13 protein-coding genes are annotated in these 18,715 nt (G+C 63.8%); 6 read left to right on the top strand and 7 right to left on the bottom strand.

The window, feature by feature from the left end; genetic code table 11:
• Nucleotides 1–81 precede the first annotated feature (81 nt).
• Nucleotides 82–1,128, top strand: a complete 1,047-nt coding sequence (locus BM400_RS00750; protein ID WP_089835705.1) for an NAD(P)-dependent alcohol dehydrogenase — start codon at nucleotides 82–84, stop codon at nucleotides 1,126–1,128.
• Between the two features lie 61 nt (nucleotides 1,129–1,189).
• Here BM400_RS00750 and purD read toward each other — a convergent pair whose 3' ends face one another.
• A complete protein-coding gene (gene purD / locus BM400_RS00745) occupies nucleotides 1,190–2,461 on the bottom strand; it encodes a phosphoribosylamine--glycine ligase (RefSeq protein ID WP_089835703.1) in 1,272 nt (423 codons plus the stop codon).
• A 23-nt stretch (nucleotides 2,462–2,484) separates the two neighbouring features.
• Complete coding sequence (locus BM400_RS00740; RefSeq protein WP_089835702.1) at nucleotides 2,485–4,368, bottom strand: ATP-dependent DNA ligase; 1,884 nt, start codon at nucleotides 4,366–4,368, stop codon at nucleotides 2,485–2,487.
• 241 nt (nucleotides 4,369–4,609) lie between these two features.
• Between BM400_RS00740 and prfA the strand changes: the two genes are divergently transcribed.
• Both prfA and BM400_RS00730 read left to right on the top strand, forming a co-directional pair.
• Entirely contained in the window at nucleotides 4,610–5,677 is a 1,068-nt protein-coding gene (gene prfA, locus BM400_RS00735) for a peptide chain release factor 1 (protein WP_089835696.1), read from the top strand.
• Between the two features lie 321 nt (nucleotides 5,678–5,998).
• The gene (locus tag BM400_RS00730; RefSeq protein WP_141223762.1) at nucleotides 5,999–9,586 is read left to right on the top strand and encodes an alpha-amylase family glycosyl hydrolase; all 3,588 of its coding nucleotides are present in this window, start codon (nucleotides 5,999–6,001) and stop codon (nucleotides 9,584–9,586) included.
• A 2-nt stretch (nucleotides 9,587–9,588) separates the two neighbouring features.
• Here BM400_RS00730 and BM400_RS00725 read toward each other — a convergent pair whose 3' ends face one another.
• From BM400_RS00725 to BM400_RS00705, 5 genes are read right to left on the bottom strand one after another with little or no spacing between them, the layout of a single operon-like run.
• Nucleotides 9,589–10,095 (bottom strand): chemotaxis protein CheX, encoded by a 507-nt coding sequence (locus tag BM400_RS00725; protein WP_089835693.1) that lies wholly within the window; start codon nucleotides 10,093–10,095, stop codon nucleotides 9,589–9,591.
• 13 nt (nucleotides 10,096–10,108) lie between these two features.
• Nucleotides 10,109–10,486, bottom strand: a complete 378-nt coding sequence (locus tag BM400_RS00720) for a response regulator (protein ID WP_089835692.1) — start codon at nucleotides 10,484–10,486, stop codon at nucleotides 10,109–10,111.
• Nucleotides 10,483–12,129, bottom strand: coding sequence for a chemotaxis protein CheA (locus tag BM400_RS00715; RefSeq protein WP_089835691.1), 1,647 nt, complete (start codon nucleotides 12,127–12,129; stop codon nucleotides 10,483–10,485). The genes BM400_RS00720 and BM400_RS00715 overlap by 4 nt, the downstream gene beginning before the upstream one ends.
• On the bottom strand, nucleotides 12,122–13,105 hold the full coding sequence (locus BM400_RS22705; protein ID WP_089835690.1) for a methyl-accepting chemotaxis protein: 984 nt from the start codon (nucleotides 13,103–13,105) through the stop codon (nucleotides 12,122–12,124). The genes BM400_RS00715 and BM400_RS22705 overlap by 8 nt, the downstream gene beginning before the upstream one ends.
• Nucleotides 13,102–13,446, bottom strand: coding sequence for a chemotaxis protein CheW (locus BM400_RS00705; protein ID WP_089835689.1), 345 nt, complete (start codon nucleotides 13,444–13,446; stop codon nucleotides 13,102–13,104). The genes BM400_RS22705 and BM400_RS00705 overlap by 4 nt, the downstream gene beginning before the upstream one ends.
• Nucleotides 13,447–13,523: 77 nt before the next feature.
• Between BM400_RS00705 and BM400_RS00700 the strand changes: the two genes are divergently transcribed.
• From BM400_RS00700 to BM400_RS22700, 3 genes are all read left to right on the top strand, one after another.
• Entirely contained in the window at nucleotides 13,524–14,963 is a 1,440-nt protein-coding gene (locus BM400_RS00700; protein WP_089835688.1) for an Nramp family divalent metal transporter, read from the top strand.
• A 64-nt stretch (nucleotides 14,964–15,027) separates the two neighbouring features.
• Nucleotides 15,028–16,110 (top strand): VWA domain-containing protein, encoded by a 1,083-nt coding sequence (locus BM400_RS00695; RefSeq protein ID WP_089835687.1) that lies wholly within the window; start codon nucleotides 15,028–15,030, stop codon nucleotides 16,108–16,110.
• Between the two features lie 191 nt (nucleotides 16,111–16,301).
• The gene (locus BM400_RS22700) at nucleotides 16,302–18,557 is read left to right on the top strand and encodes an Ig-like domain repeat protein (protein WP_089835686.1); all 2,256 of its coding nucleotides are present in this window, start codon (nucleotides 16,302–16,304) and stop codon (nucleotides 18,555–18,557) included.
• Nucleotides 18,558–18,715 lie beyond the last annotated feature (158 nt).

Raw genomic sequence — 18,715 nt, 5'->3', positions numbered from 1 at the left:
TTGAAGACTTTGATCCCTTAAATCGGGGAGGGGATGCAATCCTCGATCTCGCCACCATCACCTAGCCACAAAGGACAAACAATGCTCTCTTCCAAAGGTTACGCCGCCCAGTCACCCACCTCCGGTCTCGCGCCCTTCAGCTTCGAACGCCGCGACCCCGGTCCGTCCGACGTCGTCGTCGCCATCGAATTCTGCGGCATCTGTCACTCCGACATCCACCAGGTCAAAGATGAGTGGCACAACGCGATGTACCCCATGGTCCCCGGCCACGAGATCGTCGGCCGCGTCCTCTCCGTCGGCAGCGAGGTCAAGCGCTTCAAGGAAGGCGACCTGGCCGGTGTCGGCGTGCTGGTCGATTCCTGCCGCGTCTGCGACAACTGCAGGGCGGACGAAGAGGCTTATTGCGAAAAAGGCTTCGTCGGCACCTACAACGCGCTCGGCTACGACGGCGTGCTCGTCCACGGCGGCTACTCGAACAACATCGTGGTGGATGAGCGTTACGTCAACGCCATCGCGGCGAGTCTCGAACCAAAGCTGGCTGCTGTTGCGCCTCTGCTCTGCGCGGGCATCACCACCTACAGCCCACTGAAGCACTGGAAGGTCGGTCCGGGCATGAAGGTCGGCATCGTCGGTCTCGGCGGTCTCGGTCACATGGGCCTCAAGTTCGCCCACGCCTTCGGTGCCGAGGTCACGCTCTTCACGACATCGGCCGGCAAGGAGGCCGACGCGCTCCGTCTCGGAGCCGACAAGGTCGTCATCAGCAAGGATCAGGCCGCGATGGATGCGCTGAAGGGCAAGTTCGACTTCATCCTCGACTGCGTCTCCGCCCCCCATGACATCAACGCCTACCTCAACCTGTTACGCATCAACGGCGTCTGCTGTCTGGTAGGCCTGCCGGAAATCCCTCTGCCCGTGCATCCCTTCGCCATGGTCACCAACCGCCGCTCACTCTCCGGATCCTCCATCGGCGGCATGAAGGAGACCCAGGAGATGCTCGACTTCTGCGCCGAGCACGACATCGTCGCGGAGATCGAACTGATCCCCATGGACAAGGTCGCCGAGGCCTACGATCGCGTCGTCAAGAGTGACGTGAAGTACCGCTTCGTCCTCGACCTCAAAACGCTGTAGTACGCCACAGAGGCGGGTGCCTTATGTCTCGATTTTGAGACGTGGGGCACCCGTGAACCAGCTAGTCTGCCGTCGCCCGCCAACCGATATCCCGCCGGAACTGCATCCCTTCGAACGACACCTGTGCCAGCGAGGTGTAGGCGCGTCCCAGGGCCTCCTTCAGGTCCGGCCCCGTGGCCGTCATGCCCAGCACACGGCCCCCTGCCGTCACAAGCTGACCGTCGCGCACCGCCGACCCCGAGTGAAACAGCTCGACCGAGCCCTCCCAGTCCGCAAAGGTCGTCGCACCCGTAATCGGAAAGCCGCTCTCATAGCTGCCCGGATAACCCGCGCTGGCCGCAATCACGCAGACGCTCGCCCCCGGCTTCATCTCCACCTTCGGGATTGCGCCCCCATCCACCGACCACTCGATCAGGTCCAGCACATCCGATCTCAGCCGCAGCATCAGCGCCTGCGTCTCCGGATCGCCGAAGCGCGTATTGAACTCCAGCACCTTCGGCCCGGCGCTCGTCAGCATGATCCCGCAGAACAGCACACCCTTGAACGGCACGCCCTCCCGCGCCATGCCATCGACGGTCCTCTGGGCGACGTTCTTCAGCAGCCACTCGCGCATCTCGCCCGAGATCAGCGTATCGGTCGAGTACGCGCCCATGCCCCCTGTATTCGGCCCCGTGTCGCCCTCGCCCACACGCTTATGATCCTGCGCGACGCCGACCGTAACCGCCTGTTTGCCGTCGCTCACGGCGAAGAACGAGACCTCCGGCCCTTCCATAAACTCTTCGACGACCACGCGATCCGCCTGCACCCCCGGAACCCTTCCCGCGAGCATCGCATCCGCCTCGGCCTGCGCCTGCTCCACCGTCTCGCAGATCACCACGCCCTTGCCCGCAGCCAGGCCATCGGCCTTCACCACCACCGGAGCGCCCATCTTCGCAAGCGCCGCGGCGACCTCCTCCGGCGTCCCGCACACCGCATACGCCGCCGTCGGAATACCCTGCCGAGCCATGAAATCCTTGGCAAAACCCTTGCTCGATTCAAGCTGCGCCGCCGCCTGCGTCGGCCCGAAGACCTTGAAGCCCTTCGCCTCCAGCGCATCCACCACGCCCACCGCCAGCGGGACCTCCGGCCCCACGACCGTCATGCCGGGCTGCTCACGCTCCACCAGCGCCACCATCTCTGCCACAGAGGCGACATGCACCGCCTCACACCGCGCCACATAGCTGATGCCGCCATTGCCCGGCGCGCACACCACTTCGCTGACCCGCTTCGAACGCTTCAGAGCCCAGCAAAGCGCGTGCTCCCGACCACCACCGCCAATGACCAAAACCTTCATAAAGAAAGCCTAGCACCCCCGGCTCAACTCTCCACAGGCCGATCCACTTGGCTCAGATAGACCTCCTCCACCCGCTCCAGCGTATCGATCTCTTCCACCGGCTTATCCGTGCGGAGACGCAGGATGCGTGGAAACCGCAGCGCAAACCCGCTCGCATGCCGCCCGCTGCGCATAATGTTGTTGAACGCCACCTCCAGCACGATCAGCGGCTCGACCGTCCGGAAGTGCCCACGGTCTTCGAGCGTATGGGCCTTCAGGCTCTCGGTTAGCTCCAGAATCTCTGCGTCCGTCACGCCCGAGTACGCCTTGCCCACATTCAGCAGCTCCCCGCCCGGACCGCGCACGGCAAACGTGTAGTCGCTCAGCAGCGTCGCCCGCCGTCCATGCCCATACTCAGCCCCCGTGATGACTACATCCAGCGTCGCCAGCTCCCGCTTCAGCTTCACCCATGCCAAGCCACGCCGCCCCGGCAGATAGGCCGAGTCCGCCGCCTTCAGCATCACGCCCTCATTTGCCCGGGCACGCGCATCGGCGTAAGCGCGATCGATATCCTCCGCACTCTCCACCAGCCGCGACGGCGAAAGCATCAGCCGAGCCACACCCGCGTCCTTTTCCCCCAGAAACATCACCTGCTGTCGCCCCTTCTCCCGCTCGTCCACCGCGAATGGCGAAACGACCCGGTCGACCATCTGCTCCACAATCGTCTCCAGCCGGTTCCGTCGCACGCGCAGCGGATGCTCCAGTTGCAGTTCGCCCTTGGCATACAGCAGGTCGAACGCCATGAACACCGCCGGAACCTGCGTCCGCACCTCGTTGGAGACCCTCTTCCGCCCAATCCTCGTTCCCAGCACCGCGAACGGCAGCGCCCGCGAGTCCTTGTAGTCCCAGGCCAGAATCTCCCCATCCAGAATCATCGGCCCATCCACATCCGGCAGCACCGCCGCAAACGCCTCTTCCAGCTCCGGAAAGCTCTCCGTAATGTCCTCGCGGTTGCGAGAATAGATCGCCACCCGGCCCGGCTCCGCCAGATCGCCACAGTGAATCTGCGCCCGCATGCCGTCGTACTTGTCCTCGAGAAACGCCTCGACGGGCCGAGCCTCCGCAGAAACGGGCGCCGCCTCAACGCCTTCGTCGAGCTCCGCTTCGTCCGCAGCCTTCTTGCCCTTCTTGGGCTTGGCGACCTTCTCCGGTTTCGCCGTAAAGCGCTCCACCGCCTCCTCCGGCGTCTCGACCGGGCTGGCGAGCATGAATCCCAGCGGGTGAAACAGCCTCATCCGCGCCTCGCCCAGCGTTCCATCGAACGCCCTCCGCGTCGCATCCGCGAGATCGGCCTCCAGCATCACCGCATGCCGCACCGCGCCGACCTCCGCACCGGCCGCGACCGCAATCGCCTCTTCCACCAGGCTCTGCTTCACCCCAATCCGCATGTCGCCCAGCATCAGCTTCACCAGGTACTTCACCTCCGCCGGCGTCCCCCGGTCCAGCAATCCATCGAGCGTTGCCGCCCGCGCCGCCGTGGTCCTCGCCGTCGCCATCGCCCCAAAGGCCGCGCAGACCTCACCAAGCGAAAGCGAAGCCGCCCGGGAGACACCTTGCATCAGCTCGAAAGCCGCCGCTCCCAGATCGCCATGACGCCGGTACGCTGCCGTCAGCGCCGCATCCGTCGCCCCGGTCGCCTTCAGCATGGCCTTCGTCAACAAAGCCCCGCCTGCGTTCAACTTGCGTGGATCGGCCTCCGCAAATGGCAGTCCGGCGAGATACTGCGCAAACAGCCCCGAGCCTTCGCCTCCCGGATCCTCAGCCTCCGCCGCGGCTATCGCCTCGGCGATCGCCGCCCTCTTCTTCAGGCGGCTACCCTCTCCGGCCAGAAAGTCCGCCAGCGTCGCCACCGCGTTGAACAGTACCATGCGTTTAACCCCTGAAACCTGCATTCTCCACTAAGGATGCTTCCCGAACCTTCTTGGTCCGCTGTACCATCTAAAGTGTGATGGATAAGGCAAACAATTCGTACCGGCACGTCGCGGCCACCTCCGGCCGTGCCACCGTTGCCCCGCGTCACGACTTTGCCTAGCTGCGCCTGACGCGCACCCTCCCCCTCACGACATACTGAAATAAAACGCCCTGCACCCACGCAGGAGGAGTCATCCCATGTTTGACCGCCTCGACCAGCTTGAAGCCCGCTACGAAGAGCTTGGAGTCCAGCTCTCCGACCCCACCCTCGTCAACGACCAGAAGAAGTTCCAGGCCACCGCCAAGCAGCATCGCGACCTCGAACCGACCGTCGAGAAGTTCCGCGAGTACAGAACGATCAAGAACGGCATCGCCGAGGCCAAGGCCATGCTCGCCGACCCCGATATGCGCGAGATGGCCGAGGAAGAGCTCGCCTCCCTCGAGCCCAGGCTCGGTCCGGTCGAGGAACAGCTCAAGGTCCTCCTCCTTCCCAAAGACCCCAACGACGACAAGAACATCGTCATCGAGCTCCGCGCCGGCACCGGCGGAGACGAGGCCGCGCTCTTCGTCTCCGAGGTCTTCCGCATGTATCTCCGCTTCGCCGAGCAGCATAAATGGAAGGTAGAAGTCCTCTCCGAGTCCGAATCCGGCGTCGGTGGCGGCCTCAAGGACGTCACCGCTATCTTCGAAGGCGAAAAGGTCTACTCGCAGATGAAGTATGAGTCCGGCGTCCATCGCGTGCAGCGCGTCCCCGCCACCGAGACCCAGGGCCGCGTCCACACCTCCGCCATTACGGTCGCCGTTCTCCCGGAGCAGGACGAGGTCGACATCAAGATCGAAGCCAAGGACCTGCGCATCGATACCTTCTGCTCCTCCGGCCCCGGCGGACAGTCGGTCAACACCACCTATTCGGCCATCCGCATCACCCATCTGCCCACCCAGACCGTCGTGAGCTGCCAGGACGAGAAGTCGCAGATCAAGAACCGCGAAAAGGCCATGCGCGTCCTCCGCGCCCGCCTCTACGAGGTGGAAGCCGAGCGGATTCACCAGATCCAGGCCAAGGACCGCAAGGCCCAGGTCGGCTCCGGAGACCGTTCCGAGAAGGTCCGCACCTACAACTTCCCGCAGAACCGCCTCACCGACCACCGCATCGGCCTGACGAACCACAACCTGGGCATGGTGATGGAAGGTCAGCTCCAGCCCACCATCGACGCTCTGATCGCGCATTACACGGCCGAAAAGCTCAAAGCCGAGGCCGCCGCTTAAAAGTGCCTTGCGCGGGCGGCGGGCGTTCCCACGCCTTTTTAGTGCTTCGCGTGGTCCTCCCGATGGTCGAGAACTGAACCCGTTGCCGGCCGTCGGGAGACCCGCATGATATCTCACTTCACGTGCTCACTTGACATCATGCAAGGGCTGGCAGTCAACGGTTGACGAAGTCTTGCGACGCCAATTCGTCAAGTAGCCAACCGGAATTCGCCCCAAATGAGGCTGGTTTCCGCAATTCATCAGAACCCACCCATTTCCTGCATCTATCTAAAAGACGGCGCAACACAGACCGTCTAAGATCATCAGCAGAGGCGAACGGTCATGGAGTTTCATATCTCGCGTGCGGCACGCAGCCGGTACGGCGTCGACGAAGCCCTTTTCGATTACATCGGCAATGTCGTCTTCGCGGACGTACTCGCCAGTCGCAAACTCGCACAGCGCATGACAGAGGTCCGCCAGGCCGAAGACCCCGCCGCCGATGTCGTCAACGCCGGCTCGCTCTTCGCCATGGGCCTCATCGACGAGCTCAGTCACGCCCTCATCGCCAGGTACCGCGAGAACATCGACCCCGACGTTCTGCCCGCCGCCCTCCAGTGGTTCACCGCCAGGGCCACGCCGGAGCAGGTGGAATCCCTTCTGACCGCCTTCACCACCCAGTTTCCGAACGTAGCCGTCAACCGCGGCGACCTCACCGTGGCCGATTGGCTCGCCAGCTCTATCGACGGCGTACCCAACCGCGAGGCCGAACTCGAGGAGATGCTTCTTCTCTGGCTTGCCAACCAGAATCCCGCCTACAAGTCCTTCAACGAGCTCTTCAACGACAGCGCCCTCGCCGGCCAGACGATCTACAAGACCGCGACCAGCACCCTGCCGGACTATTTCGCCACCCGTCCGAAGATCGAGGACGAGGGTACCCTCCTCGACGTCCTCAGGGCTCCCATGCTCGCCTCGCCCGACGACCTCACCGGGCAGCTCGACTACATTCGCGAGCACTGGGTCCCGTATATCGGCGAGAAGCTCCGCGCCGTCCTCCTCGCCGTCGACACGCTGCGCGAAGAGGGAATCGCCATCTGGATGCGGCACCACCCGGCCGACACCCTCCATCACGCCGGCTTCACCGAGCAGGGCAAACCCGACTACGGCATGTTCGGCTTCTCCGGGGACGAGTACCGGGGCTTCGAAGACCTGCGCACCGAACGCGAAAAGCGCCTCGCCGAACTCGCCGCCTCCGGCACCCAGCAGCCCACCGTCAACGAATACGAGGCCTTCTCGACCGACGACGCCTGGATGCCCACTGTCGTCCTCATGGCCAAGAGCACCTACGTCTGGCTCGAGCAGCTTTCGAAGCAGTACAAGCGCCACATCCATCGTCTCGACCAGATCCCCCAGGAAGAGCTCGACACCATGGCCGGCCGCGGCATGAACGGCCTCTGGCTCATCGGCCTCTGGGAGCGCTCCGTCGCCTCGCAGACCATCAAGCGCATGCGCGGCCAGCACGATGCCGTCGCCTCCGCCTACTCGCTCCGCGACTACCGCATCGCCGAAGACCTCGGTGGCGAACACGCTTACGAAGTCCTCCGCGACCGTGCCCGTCGCGCCGGCATCCGGCTCGCCTCCGACATGGTGCCCAACCACATGGGGATCGACTCTACCTGGGTCATCGAGCATCCAGACTGGTTCGTCTCGCGCCCCGAGAGCCCATTCCCCGTCTATCGCTTCGAAGGACCCAACCTCTCGCCCGACTCGCGCGTCGAGATCCGCATCGAAGACCATTACTTCGACCAGACCGACGCCGCCGTCGTCTTCCAGCTCAAGCAGCGCAACGGCCACGTCGACTACGTCTACCATGGCAACGACGGCACCACCTTCGCCTGGAACGACACCGCGCAGCTCGACTACTCGAAGGAGTATGTCCGCGAGCAGGTCATCAAGACCATCCTCGAGGTCGCGAAACTCTTCCCCATCATCCGCTTCGACGCCGCCATGACGCTCGCCAAGAAGCACGTCCAGCGCCTCTGGTTCCCGCTGCCCGGAGAAGGGAAGTCGATCCCATCGCGCGCCGAAAACGCGATGACCAATGAAGAATTCGACGCCCTCATGCCGCACGAGTTCTGGCGCGAAGTCGTCGACCGCGTCGCCGTCGAAGTCCCCGGCACGCTTCTTCTCGCTGAAGCCTTCTGGCTGCTCGAAGGCTACTTCGTCCGCACCCTCGGCATGCACCGCGTCTACAACTCGGCGTTCATGAACATGCTGCGCGATGAAGAGAACGCCAAGTACCGCAGCTACCTCAAGAAGACCATCGAGTTCGATCCCGACATCCTCAAGCGCTACGTCAACTTCATGTCCAACCCCGACGAGCGCACTGCCATCGACCAGTTCGGCGACGGCGACAAGTACTTCGGCTGCTGCACCCTCATGGCCACGCTCCCCGGCCTGCCCATGTTCGGTCACGGCCAGATCGAAGGCTACACCGAGCGCTACGGCATGGAGTACAAGCAGGCCAAGCAGGACGAGTGGCCCAATGAGCATCTCGTCGCCCGCCACCAGCGCGAGATCATGCCCATGCTCAAGGACCGAAGCCTCTTCGCCGAGTCCACATACTTCCGCATGTACGACTTCAACACGGACCACGGCGTCGACGAGAACGTCTTCGCCTTCTCCAACCGCGAGGGATCACGCCGCGCCGTCATCCTCTTCAACAACGCCTACCAGAGCACCTACGGCACCATCCATTGGTCGGTCGAGCAGATGGACAAGGCCTCGGGCTCCATGCACGGCGAGACCCTCGGCGACGCCATCCGCCTGCCCTGGGGAGACGACGCCCTCATCGCCTACAAGGACACCGCCAGCGATCTGGAGTTCCTGCGCTGGACGCACGAGCTCCGCGAGCAGGGAATCACCCTGCCTCTGCGCGGCTATCAGTACGTCGTGCTGCTCGACTGGCGCGAACTGCATGCGACCGCCGCCGAGCCCTGGGACCAACTCGCGAACGCCCTCCATGGCGAAGGCGTATTGAACCTGAACGACGAACTGAAGAAGCTTCGTCTGCGCACCGTTGAAGAGGCCATCGGACGTCTCCTGCACTCCTCGAACATCGATCGCATCGTCGACGCCGCGCATGGCGACATCAAGCCTGAAACACTCGAGCCCATCGAACATGCCGCTACGGAACTCTTTGCCGCGGTCAAGAGCCTCGGCGAGACCGTCGCGCCACCCAGCAGCTTTGCCGCGACGCTCAAAGCTATCCTCGCTCTGCCGCTTGTGAAGATCCCGACCGAAGGCTCCGAGGTCACCCACGTCTTGCCCATGGGACGAGCCGCGGAATCGAGCGTTCAACTCTGGGCGCCGGTCCTCGCCTACAACATCCTCCTCCACCTCGCACCAAAGCCGGCCAAGCGCATCGAGCTCTTCGACCGCCTCGAACTGCGCTCTGCCCTGGCCTCGGCCTTTGCCGCTCTCGGCATCAGCCACGAAAACACATGGCGCGCTGCCGCCCGCGTTCGCCTTCTCCTCGGCATCGAAACAACCACAGGCCACGCCTGCCATCAGGAGACCTTCTGGAGCGACCCCGACGTGCAGTGGCTCGCTGGCTTCAATGAGTCCGAAGGCAGGATCTACTTCAACAAGGAAAGCGTCGAGCAGCTCTTCTGGTGGATGTCCCTGCCCCTGCTCACCATCCGTCCCACCCCGGACGATGTGATCGCCCTGCAGCAGCAGTTACGCACACTCCGCACGGCAGCGATCAACGCTGGCTACGAGGCGCCTGTCTTTATCGCTGCCTTGAAGCAGACGAAGCCCGTCGCGACGGCACCCCTGCCGGTCGCAGCCATCGAAGAGAAGCCGGCGCAACCCATTCCAGAGAAGAAGGTCCTCGAAGTGGAAGACGAAGAACTCCACAAGCTCGTATAGCGTCAGGCCCGAGCCAGTTCTTCGCACTGCATCGTGATCTGCATGGTCTGCCCGCCAAACTGGTACGTCCTCAAAAACTTGATCGAGGGCGTACCCAGCTTCACCACGTAGTCGCTGCCCGAGATAATCGTGGGCGGCGACAATGCGCACGCACTCGCCAGCGCGGGCACTCGGTTCTTCCATCCGCCCGCGATCATGTTGCATATCTCGCCCACCGCATCGCCAATCGAAGGATCCTCCGCATCCACCATGGGCGCGCCCAGCATCGCCGACGTCACCGTTCGCGCCGCCATCGAGTTCATTCTCACCTCGCAGCATCCGCGCAGCGCTCCGGAGAACCCAACGATCGCCGTCCGCCGTTCGCTCATTGCGTCTTCCTGTTCAGCCACGATGCTCGTCTCATGACCCAGCATCATCCCGAAGACCTCGGCGACGGTCTCATCCATCAACCGCAGGTTATCGTGGCTGCGAAAGTGCTCCGTGCCATAAGCCGCCATCGCCGTCGTCATCGCTCTCCTCCCGTTACGCCGCCAGCAAGGGCTTCACGTTGCTCTCAATGTGCTCCACCGTAAATGGCTTGCGAATGTACCCGCGCGCCCCTGCCAGAATCGCCTGGCGCACCTGCACCTCGCTGCCCTCCGTCGTCACCATCACGATGGGCACGCCGCGCGCAAGCTCCTGCGCCTTGATCGCCTCGATCATCTCCAGCCCGCCCATCACTGGCATGTTGATGTCGCACATGATCAGGTCGACCCTGTGCTCCTTCAGCATCGCCAGTCCCTCCGCGCCGTCGCGTGCTTCGAGCACGTTGTCATAGTCCACCCCTGCCATCTTCAGCGTGCGCAGCACAACCTTGCGCATCATCGCCGAATCATCCACGATCAGAATCGTCCCCGTCATCGCATGCTCTCCTTGCTCTGTCTATCGGCGGCGATTGCGCCAGCATGACCCCCGTCCTGGTACACCGCATCCACATCGAGCACCAGCGCAACGTGCCCATCGCCAAGAATGGCGCATCCGGCAAAGCCACGCACCTCCTCAAAGCTCGCTCCAAGACTCTTGCTCAAGACCTCCTGCCGCCCCATCACCTCATCGACGAACAGTGCGAATGCCTGCCCTTCCGTCTCGCACACAACCAGGGTCCCTTCTGCGAAATCATAGCTTCGTGGCGTGACCCCGAAGAGCGCATGCAAACGCACCACCTCCAGCGATGTGCCACGAAACGTGACACATTCTCCATCCATCCTCTCCGCCGCAGGCCGCAGCATCTCGCGCACCGAAGAGACCGGCACAAGGTAACGCTCACTCCCCACCGCCACCACAAGCCCATCCATCAGCGCCAGCGTCAGCGGCAGCTTGATGAAGAACGTCGTGCCTTCATGGGCCTTGGAAACAATCTCGATCCGCCCGCGCAGCGCCTGCACATGCCGTCGCACGACATCCATGCCCACGCCCCGCCCGGAGATATCGGTCACCTTCTCCGCCGTCGAAAACCCGGCCTCGAAGATCAGCATGAAGATCTCGTCCTCCGTCATCTCCTGCCCCGCGCGAATCAAGCCATGCTGCAGAGCCTTCGCAAGAATGCGTTCCTTATTCAAGCCTCGCCCATCATCGGAGATCGCAATCACGATCTGCCCCGCCTGGTGAGACGCAGCAAGACGAATCCGCGCAGTCGCATCCTTCCCCATGGCCACGCGCTCTTCCGGCGTCTCGATTCCATGATCGATCGAGTTGCGAATCATATGCAGAAGCGGATCCGCCAGCGCTTCAACGATCGTCTTATCAAGCTCCGTCTCTTCGCCCGCCGTCTCGAACGCAATCTGTTTACCCACACGCCGCGAGAGGTCGCGCACCACGCGTGCCGTCTTCTGAAACTGCGCGCCCAGCGGCACCATGCGCATGCTCATCGCAACGCGTTGCAGATTGGCCGCGATACGCGCAAGCCGCGTCAGGCTTCCATCGTTTACCACCACATGTTGCGCAACCATCGCCTGCGCAATCGCCAGCTCGCCCACCATCTCCATCAACTCATCGAGCTTGCCCGTATCGATGCGCAACGAAGCAGCCTCATGACTCTTCGCCGCTTCCACCGCAACAGCCGGACCCTTCACCGCCGCTGCTTCCCCTCGCGCCGCCGCACGAATCCGTTCCAGCAGAGCATTATCCACGCGGCTCGCAGCAGCCGTCTGTCCAGCCAGCCTTTGCTCGATCCTCGCAAGCTCCTGCCGAACGATATCCGAGCTCTCCAGAACCACATCGACAACACCACCCGATACCGCCAGCGTGCCTGTCCGCGCCAGGTCCAGCAGCGTCTCCACCTCATGCGTCAACGTCTGAATCGCCGTGAATTCCAGGAATCCCGCAAGCCCCTTGATCGTATGAAACCCGCGAAAGATCGCGTGCATGGTCTCACCGCCCGCATCCTGTTCCAGCGCAAGCATGCCGTTCTCAATCGATGCGAGATGCTCGTTGGCTTCCAGGATGAACTCACGGATCATCGCTTCGTCGTCGGCCAGAGCTGTCGACACGGTGGTCTCAAGCATAGGTCTCCGCCATCCCTGGGGCTTCTACCCCGCGCGATCTACAATCCGCCAGGCCCGTCAGTTGTGCGGCCGCATCCTGCATCGCCTCCGCCTCCGCACGCAGCCGCCGTGCCACGCCGCTCCACTGCTCCGCACTCACTGCCGCGTGATCCATCTCCCTCAGCAGTCGGGTCACCGGCGCAATACCGCTTGCCTGCTCCAACGACCCTCCATGAGTCGCATCGACCAGCGTCTTCATCGTCGCGGCCCCCTCCGCAAGCGAGTGGATCCCCAACGCAACATCCTCGACCTTCTCTTGGCCGCTCCTCACCTGCATCCTCGACTCTTCCATCCACGCAGCCGTATCGCGAGCCGCACTGGCCGACCGCAGCGCAAGGCTGTGCACCTCATCTGCAATCACGGCGAATCCCATGCCCGCCTCGCCCGCACGTGCCGCTTCCACCGCCGCATTCAATGCCAGCAGACGGGTCTGGAACGCAATCTCATCGATCGACTGGATGATCGTCGCAATCTTCCTTCTCGAAGCATCGATCCCTTCCATCGCCTCGATCATCTGTCCCAGCGAATGGCTCATCGCGGCAAACTTCGCTTCGGACTCGATCATCGTCGCCACGGCCGCACGTCGATTGTCCGCATGGCGCTGGGCCGTCGCAGGCACGTTGCCACTCGCGACCGCCGTCTCATCCATCGCGCGCGACTGCGTCATGGAGTCATGCCCCATGCTCTCGCTCGCCAAACCAGCCTGCCCCGCCACATCCGCAATCCTGCTCGCGCCGTCGCGTAACGCATGGGCCTTAGCCCGTATCTGCCCATCGACCCAGCGGAGCGCGCGCAGCGAAAGCACCGCGCCCGTAATCGTCGAGACAACGCAAAACACCATCATCCAGCGAAGAGAGTAGAACGCAATCAAGCTCTGCAACATCGCGCCGCCGATCAGCAGCGCGCACAGCCAGCCTGCGCATCGACGGAGCATCATCGGATCTCTCCGGCATCGAGCACCCGCATACCATCCGCCGTCCCCGTAATCTCCATCACCTCATCCACCACCATGGCCACCGTCAAAGCGCCGTCTCGCATCACGATTAGCGAACTCTTGGCCGTAACCGTACCGTCTGTCCGTCGATCAATCACCGGCACGATCTTGCCGCGCAGGTTGATCAACCCCTTCACGCCGCCTGCCGCGCGGGTGACGACCGTCACGGTCTGCATGCCGACGATCTCCCGCACCCGCATCACATCCACACCGAACGTCTCCGTGCCCAGCCGGAAGAGGAGGTACTTTGCCGCGCGCTCGGTCGTCTCGGTTACCGTCTGCATGCTCCCCTTATCGACGCAAATACCGCCCACATAAGAACCGCCCGAAGAAATTCCGCCAGACCCTATACTGGATGCGAATGGACGAAAGCCACCCGGCCCCTCCCGAACCCGAACCCGTCCTCGTCTCTCAGATCGAAGCTGAGCCGGTCGAAACCTCTCCTGCCGCCACCCTCGCGGCCAGCTCGTCCACCAAGCGCTCCCTCGGCTTCCGCCGCAATGAGCTCTGGAGCTACTTCGGACCCGCCTTCGTCGCCTCCGTGGCCTACATCGATCCCGGCAACTTCGCCACCAACATCGAAGGCGGCTCACGCCTCGGCTATCGACTCCTCTGGGTGCTCCTCTGGTCGAACGCCATGGCGATCCTCATCCAGTACCTCGCCGCCAAGCTCGGCATCGTCACCGGCCTCACCCTCCCGCAGAACTGCCGCAAACACTTCTCGCGCCCCGTCACCCTCTCCCTCTGGATCGCCGCCGAAATCGCCGCCATCGCCACCGACCTCGCCGAATTCCTCGGTGCAGCCCTCGGACTCTTCCTGCTCTTCGGCCCCGCCATGCTGGCCCACGGCTTCTCCCGCACCGGCACGCTGCTCACCGCCGGAATCGCCGCCTCCGTTGCGGTCTTCGCCATCCTCGCGCTCGACCTCATCGGCTTCCGCTGGCTCGAAGCCGGCATCATGACCTTTGTCGGCATCATCGGCCTCTGCTACGGCTTCGAGGTCTTCCTCGTCCACCCCGACTGGCACGCCGCAGCCCTCCGCGTTCTCATCCCCACCCTCGACACCAGCTCCCCCCTGCTCTTCCACCAGAGCATCTACCTCGCCGTCGGCATGCTCGGCGCAACCGTCATGCCGCACGTCATCTACCTCCACTCGGCCCTCGTCCAGCCCCGCCTCAAGACCCTCGTCACCGAACAGCCTGAAACCTTCACCGCCCCCAATAGCCGCATCCCCGGCGCAACCATCCGCCGACGCTACCTGCGCTTCGAGCTCATCGACGTCTTCGTCGCCATGAACGGCGCATGGCTCATCAACTCCGCCATGATCGTCGTCGCTGCCGTAGCCTTCACGCACCTCGGCGCCCCCGTCACCGACGTCGAACGCGCCTACCAGACCCTCGGCCCTCTCCTCGGCCCGGCCGCCGCCACCATCTTCGCGGTCGCCCTCCTCTGCTCCGGACTCTCCTCCTCCACCGTCGGCGTCATGGCCGGACAGGTCATCATCGAAGGCTTCCTCCACATCAAGTTCCCCATCTTCCTCCGGCGACTCATCACCATCGTGCCCGCGCTCATCGTTCTCGCCGTCGGTCTCGATCCCTTGAAGATCCTCATCCTCTCTCAGGTCGTCCTCTCCTTCGCTCTGCCCTTCGCGCTTATCCCCCTCCTCATCCTTACCAACCGCACCACCGTCATGGGAGACTTCGCCAGCGCTCTCCGCACCCGCATCGCCGGTTGGATCTCGGTCGGCGTCATCCTCGCCCTCAACGCAGTCCTGCTCGCGCAACTCGCATTCGCCAGCTAGCCATTCTGCATCTCATGCAGAGCGGGTTCGTCCGTTCGGCTGGAACCCACTGGGAAGAGGAATCATGTCAACCGTCGCTCACCTCCGTCTTTGCCTCACCGCAGCCTTTGCCGTGGCCCTTCCGCTCGCCGCCCAGCACACCGCGCCTCCGGTCGCAGTCCCCCAAATCGACCGTCAGGCCGACCAGCCTACCCCGCCTGCCTCGCACACCCTGCACCTCGACGTCTCCGTCGAAGCCAAGGCCGGACAGAATGTCACCGGTCTCCAGCCGCAGGAGTTCACCCTCTTCGACAACAAGACGCCCAGCCCCATCACCTCCTTCAAGGTCCTCACCCCCACCCAGGAGCCCGTTGAGGTCATCCTCGTCATCGATGCCGTCAACGCCCGCTTCGGCACCGTCGCCATCGTGCGCGATCAGGTCGGCAGGTTCCTCCGTGCCGACGAAGGCCGCCTCGCCTACCCCACCACCCTCGCCGTGCTGGAGGACAAGGGGTTGCAGAGCATCCCCGGCTTCTCCTCCGACGGCAACCTCCTCGACGATTCCCTCAAGAAGCTCTCCATCGGCCTCCGCGAAATCACCCGCTCCTCCGGAATCTATGGTGCCGACGACCGCGTCCAGATCTCCCTCAACGCGGTCCACCAACTCTCCCGCTACGCCGCCACCCTCCCCGGCCGCAAGATCATCCTTTGGATCTCGCCCGGCTGGCCCCTTCTCTCCGGTCCCGGCATCAATCTGGATAGCAAGCAGCACGAGGCCATCTTCCGCGACGTCGTCGGCTTCTCCAACGAACTCCGCCAGTCCAACGTCACGGTCTACGGCATCAACCCCATCGGCCCCGCGGAGAACTTTCTCCGCGCCAACTACTACCAGGCCTTCGAAAAGGGTGTCGGCAAACCCAACGATACCGACCTCGCCGACCTCAGCCTGCAGGTCCTCGCTCTCCAGAGCGGCGGTCTGGCTCTTGAGGGCAGCAGCGACGTCGCCGGCCTTCTCAAGCGCTGCCTAGCCGACTCCGCCTCCTGGTACCAGCTCACCGTAGAACCCCGTCCCGCGGAGCATCCCAACGAGTACCACCACCTCGAGGTCAAACTCGACAAGCCCGGCTACAAGATCCGTACCCGCGACGGCTACTACGCGCAGCCCTGAAGCATGCTCCCCGCGAAATCATGTGTGCCGTCCGCCGGATTTCTCTCTCGACCCAGGAACAGCCACGCGAAGCAGCAAAAAAGCATGAGAACGCCCGCCCCGCGCGCAGCGGGCCAGTCCGGCCGTCCTCATCCCCGCTCCGCCTCAGCCGATAAGACGTCCAGAAGAACACTCCGACCTCTGGGCGTCTCATGCGCAAATCCACACCCTACGCCGTACTCCGGTTCCTGCCCCTGGTGCTGCTCGCCTGCCTCACCACCCAGGCGCAGCGCACCACGCACGTCCCCGCGGACGCCTCCACCATCCAGTCCGCCATCGACGCCTCCAGCAGCGGCGACACCATCCTCGTCTCCCCCGGCACCTACTTCGAGAATCTCGACCTCCGCGGCAAGGCCATCACCCTTCAGAGCACCGAAGGCCCCGAAACCACCATCCTCGACGGCAGCAACCTGGCCCCGGTCGTCACCTTCGCCACCCGCGAAACCCGCGCCACCAGCCTCTCCGGCTTCACCCTCCGCAACGGAGCACCAGCCTCCACAACGAGCCACGGCGGCGGCATCCTCCTCGTCGCCTCCTCGCCCACGATCGCCGGAAACATCCTCACCCACAACCTCTGCACCGCCCTCGACGCCACCCAATCCTCGCCCTTGCTCACCCGCAACATCCTCCGCGAAACCCACCCCAGCGCCCTCTGCATCGCGCAACCAGTCGCCCCCGTAGTCTTCAGCGGAGGCTCCCCCACGCTCCTCCACAACATCGTCGAACACAACGACCTCACCGCAGCCCAGCCCATCTCCGCCGGAATCGCCCTGACCGGCGCGCAAGCCACCCTCCAAAGCAACATCCTCCGCGAGAACCTCACCGGCAACGACGCCCCATCCGCGATCTTCACCAGCGGTACCCAACCCATCCACTTCGAGCAAAACCTCATCAACGCCAACTCCAGCCACTGCGGCCCCGCCGTCTCCATCGCATCCCCCGGCACATTCCTCAACAACACCGTGGCCGACAATGCCACCTGCGACTCCTCTGCCGAACTCACCCTCTCTTCCCCCCAACTCATGGTGGTCAACAACATCCTCGCCACCTCATCCAGCCACCCCGCCCTCGCCTGCTCGCTTGAACCAGCTGCCTTCCACCACAATCTCCTCCACAACGCCTCCGGCCCAGTCCTCGCCGGCGCCTGCCCCGATCCCGGCACCAACCTCTTCGCCGACCCCCTCTTCGCAAACCGGGTCCAGGCCGACTATCACCTCTCCCCCCACTCCCCGGCCCTCGCCGAAGGCACAACCGCCTTCGCCCTCGCGCAACACGATCTAGACGACATCCTCCGCATACAAGACGGCCGCATCGACCTCGGCCCCTACGAGCACGCTCTCCCAAAAATCCTCACCGCCAGCACCATCATCCTCAACGCAACGCCCAGCCCCGCCGAGGCCTTCCAGTCCATCACCCTCACCGCGCAGGTCACCGCCCAGAACGCCACGCCCACCGGCTCCATCGTCTTCACCGCCAACTCCCAACCCCTCGCCACCCTCCCCCTTGACACCACCGGCCGCGCATCCTTCACGACCACCGCCCTCCCCGCCGCAACCCTCCCCTTCAGCGCCACCTACAGCGGCTCCGCCACCATCGCGCCCTCATCCGACACCCTCACCCAGCGCATCGCCCCCGCCACCACCCTCCTCTCCTTCGCCGTTACCCCCTCCACCGCCGACGAAACCCAGTCCGTCACCCTCTCCGCGACCGTCGCAGCCCCACTCTCCACCCGTTCGCCCACCGGACAGGTTCAGTTCCTCGAACTCACCACCCACAACGTCCTCGCGACCCTTCCCTTGGACCCGACCGGCCACGCCTCCGCGACCCTCCCCACCCTGCCCAACGGCACCTGGCTCATCGACGCCATCTACCTCGGCTCCGCAAACTTTTCCCCCGTCACCCTGCCCGCCTCGAACGCCCTCACCCTCACCATCGCCAACCGGGGCTACGTCCTCTCCACAGCCAATCAGACCATAACGATCCAGTCCGGCCACCATGCCCCGGTACCCCTCACCTTAGCCAGCATCGGAACCTTCGCCGCTACCCTCATCCTCTCCTGCGCCAACCTTCCCGCCAACGCCACCTGTACCTTCTCCCCCGCATCCCCCAGCCTCACCGCCGGATCCACCCTCCCCGTCACCCTCACGCTCGACACCGATGCAATCCCCGGTTTCCTCGCCCTCACTCACCCCGCCGCCGGACCCACCCTTGCCTTCCTCCTCGTCCTCACCTTCAAACGCCGCCGCCAAGCCCTGTCATCCCTGTGTCTCCTCACCGCCCTCACCGGCTGTACGTCGCAGTATCCGGCTCAGGTTCCCAGCGGAACCTACCCCATTCAGGTAGTGTCCCAGGCCGTTGGGTCGTCTACAAAACAAACCCTTTCCCTCATTGTTGTCGTTACAAACTGAAGACAAGTTTCTCGCAACTTTATTTTCAGATACGCGTCTATTTGAGAACCAAGGGCCCCACGCACTCCCCATACCCTTGATGCGGCTTCAAGGGGCTCTGTTTAAAGTCGTCTTGTCGTATTCGAAAGACGAAGGCAAACGTTTCCGCCAGCAATGGC

The organism is Granulicella pectinivorans (genome assembly GCF_900114625.1).
GTDB classification, from domain to species: Bacteria; Acidobacteriota; Terriglobia; order Terriglobales; family Acidobacteriaceae; genus Edaphobacter; species Edaphobacter pectinivorans.
Note: the sequence above shows the minus strand (reverse complement) of the source record. Positions and strands in the feature narration are given on the sequence as shown.

What these genes read in the sequence shown, in the direction of transcription:
- BM400_RS00750 (WP_089835705.1), top strand. Translation starts at nt 82, where the DNA reads ATGCTCTCTTCCAAAGGTTACGCCGCCCAGTCACCCACCTCCGGTCTC.
- purD (WP_089835703.1), bottom strand. Translation starts at nt 2,461, where the DNA reads ATGAAGGTTTTGGTCATTGGCGGTGGTGGTCGGGAGCACGCGCTTTGC.
- BM400_RS00740 (WP_089835702.1), bottom strand. Translation starts at nt 4,368, where the DNA reads ATGGTACTGTTCAACGCGGTGGCGACGCTGGCGGACTTTCTGGCCGGA.
- prfA (WP_089835696.1), top strand. Translation starts at nt 4,610, where the DNA reads ATGTTTGACCGCCTCGACCAGCTTGAAGCCCGCTACGAAGAGCTTGGA.
- BM400_RS00730 (WP_141223762.1), top strand. Translation starts at nt 5,999, where the DNA reads ATGGAGTTTCATATCTCGCGTGCGGCACGCAGCCGGTACGGCGTCGAC.
- BM400_RS00725 (WP_089835693.1), bottom strand. Translation starts at nt 10,095, where the DNA reads ATGACGACGGCGATGGCGGCTTATGGCACGGAGCACTTTCGCAGCCAC.
- BM400_RS00720 (WP_089835692.1), bottom strand. Translation starts at nt 10,486, where the DNA reads ATGACGGGGACGATTCTGATCGTGGATGATTCGGCGATGATGCGCAAG.
- BM400_RS00715 (WP_089835691.1), bottom strand. Translation starts at nt 12,129, where the DNA reads ATGCTTGAGACCACCGTGTCGACAGCTCTGGCCGACGACGAAGCGATG.
- BM400_RS22705 (WP_089835690.1), bottom strand. Translation starts at nt 13,105, where the DNA reads ATGATGCTCCGTCGATGCGCAGGCTGGCTGTGCGCGCTGCTGATCGGC.
- BM400_RS00705 (WP_089835689.1), bottom strand. Translation starts at nt 13,446, where the DNA reads ATGCAGACGGTAACCGAGACGACCGAGCGCGCGGCAAAGTACCTCCTC.
- BM400_RS00700 (WP_089835688.1), top strand. Translation starts at nt 13,524, where the DNA reads ATGGACGAAAGCCACCCGGCCCCTCCCGAACCCGAACCCGTCCTCGTC.
- BM400_RS00695 (WP_089835687.1), top strand. Translation starts at nt 15,028, where the DNA reads ATGTCAACCGTCGCTCACCTCCGTCTTTGCCTCACCGCAGCCTTTGCC.
- BM400_RS22700 (WP_089835686.1), top strand. Translation starts at nt 16,302, where the DNA reads ATGCGCAAATCCACACCCTACGCCGTACTCCGGTTCCTGCCCCTGGTG.